Origin of the sequence: Streptomyces apricus (genome assembly GCF_008369065.1) — a bacterium.
Lineage (GTDB): Bacteria > Actinomycetota > Actinomycetes > Streptomycetales > Streptomycetaceae > Streptomyces > Streptomyces apricus.
The window spans coordinates 1-1,850 of sequence record NZ_VDFC01000181.1 but is presented as its reverse complement, the minus strand read 5'-3'; the positions used below and the strand labels follow the sequence as shown (position 1 = coordinate 1,850).

At 76.9% G+C, this 1,850-nt stretch carries 1 protein-coding gene; it reads left to right on the top strand.

Translation table 11 applies throughout. The features are described 5' to 3' along the window. Window positions 1-249: 249 nt before the first annotated feature. Entirely contained in the window at window positions 250-1,740 is a 1,491-nt protein-coding gene (locus FGF04_RS39035; RefSeq protein ID WP_235882749.1) for an FAD-dependent monooxygenase, read from the top strand. Window positions 1,741-1,850 lie beyond the last annotated feature (110 nt).

The window sequence follows — 1,850 nt, the reverse complement described above, 5'->3', positions numbered from 1 at the left end:
CAAGACGGCCGGTGCCCGCTTCGCCCCCGGGGGGGGCGAAGCGGGCACCGGCCGTCTTGAGGTGCCGCGCCGGCCGCCTCAAGGTGCAGCATCGGCCGCCTCAGGGTGGTGTGCCGGCCGTCTTTAAGGTGGCGCGCCGGTGGCGCGGCGGCGGTAGATTGCCTGACGCCGTCGCGCCGTCGGCCGCGGTGGCCGTCCGGGGGTGCGGCAGGCGTTCCCGGCGGTCAGGTCCCAGGGGCGAGGAGCCGGGTGCACCCGATACGTACGCAGGTGGTCGTGGTCGGGGGCGGTCCGGTCGGCATGCTGGTCGCCGCCGAACTGGCCGCCTACGGTGTGGCCGTGGTGGTGCTGGAGCGTGAGGCGGCCACCTCGCAGCGGCCCAAGGCCACCACCGTGCACGCCCGCACGGTGCAGACGCTGGCCCGCCGCGGCTACCTGCCCGCCCCGTCCCCGTCCCGGGGCGCGGGCACGGTGCGCAGCGCGTTCCACTTCGCCGGCCTGCCGGGACTGGACATCACCGCGCCCGCGAGCGAACCCCCGCCGCTGCTCAAACGCTCCCAGGCCGACCTGGAGGGCCTGTTCGAGCGGCGGGCCCGCGCGCGCGGGGTGCGCGTGCTGCGCGAGTACCGCATGACCGAGGTCCGCCCGCGGCCCGAGGGGGTGGCGGTGCTGGCCCACGGGCCGCAGGGGGCGGTGGTCTGCGAGGCGCGGTACGTGGTGGGCGCCGACGGCGCGCGCGGTGCGGTGCGCGAGCAGGCGGGCATCGCCAGCGACACCCACCCGGCCACCGTCTCGGCGCTGATGGGCCTGGTGCGCCTGGAGAACCCGCAGGCCCTTCAGGCGGGCTGGCACCGCACCGCCCGGGGGTGGGTGGTGGCCAAGGCCGGCGCCGACGGCGAGCGGCACCTGCGCACCCTGCGCTTCGAGCCGCCGGCCGACCGCGGCCGGCCGCTGGAACTGGAGGAACTGCGCGCGCAGACCTCGCACATCATGGGCCGGGACATCGCCATGGACACACCGCGCTGGCTGAGCCGCTTCAGCGACTACGCGCGGCTGGCCCGCACCTACCGCAGCGGACGCGTCCTGCTGGCCGGGGACGCCGCCCACCTGCACTTCCCCATCGGGGGGCAGGGATTGAGCACCGGGCTGCTGGACGCGGTGAACCTGGCCTGGAAACTGGCGGCCACCGTGCGGGGATCGGCCGGCGCCGGCCTGCTGGACTCCTACGGCGCCGAACGCCGCCCGGCCGCCGAGCGGGTCATCGCCAACGTGCGGGCGCAGGTGGCCCTGATGGATCCGCAGGAGCGGTTCGACCCGCTGCGGGACCTGATCGGCCACCTGCTGGCCGACGAGCGGGGCGCGGCCCCCCTGGCCGCGATGATCAGCGCCCAGGACACCGTGCTGCCCGCGCGCACCGCGCACCCCTCGCCGTGGGAGGGCCGGTTCCTGCCCAACACGGCGCTGACGACGCCGTCCGGGCCCGCCGATGTGATCGGTTTGCTGCAGCAGGGGCGGCTGCTGCTGCTCCTGCTCGGCGACCAGGCCCGCGCACAGTACGAGAAGGCCGCACGTCGCTGGGCGCCGCTGCTGCGGGTGGTGCGGGCCGAGCCGGTGGCCGCGCTGCCCGGCGCCCTGCTGGTACGGCCCGACGGCCACGTCGCCTGGGCCTGCGACGGAGGCGACCTGGAGGAAGCCCTGGCCCGGTACGTGAGGGCGCCGGAGGCCGGCCCTGAGGGGTGAGTACGGCCTGTGCGGGGTGAATCCGGCATGCGCGGTGGGGCCGGCCCGGCCTGCGGRGTAGGGCCGGCTCGGCTCGCGGGGTGAACCGGCCTGCGGGGTGGGGCCGGGTG